Below are 370 nucleotides of genomic sequence, written 5' to 3'. Positions count from 1 at the left end.
AGTGAAACGAAATAGCGCCGATGGTAGTGTGGGGCTTCCCCATGTGAGAGTAGGACATCGCCAGGCTTTTAATTTAAAAATCCAGTTTCAACAACGGGATTTTTAGTCCTTAGGACGAAAGCAATATGCTGATATGGCTCAGTCGGTAGAGCGCATCCTTGGTAAGGATGAGGTCCCCAGTTCGATTCTGGGTATCAGCACCATTTACCGTTTTGCTTTGTATTCTTGAAAAGAATATAAAGCAAAACGAACAAAATTTTACTTGGCGACCATAGCATTTTGGACCCACCTGATTCCATGCCGAACTCAGAAGTGAAACGAAATAGCGCCGATGGTAGTGTGGGGCTTCCCCATGTGAGAGTAGGACATC

At 45.1% G+C, this 370-nt stretch carries 1 tRNA gene and 1 rRNA gene; both read left to right on the top strand.

Annotation, left to right across the window (positions count from 1 at the left end):
* Positions 1 to 127 precede the first annotated feature (127 nt).
* Positions 128 to 203, top strand: a tRNA-Thr gene (locus ACVA54_RS19715).
* A gap of 58 nt (positions 204 to 261) precedes the next feature.
* A 5S ribosomal RNA gene (gene rrf / locus ACVA54_RS19710) occupies positions 262 to 370 on the top strand; the annotation flags it as partial.

The organism is Vibrio sp. PNB23_22_6, assembly GCF_052877535.1.
Note: the sequence above shows the minus strand (reverse complement) of the source record. Positions and strands in the feature narration are given on the sequence as shown.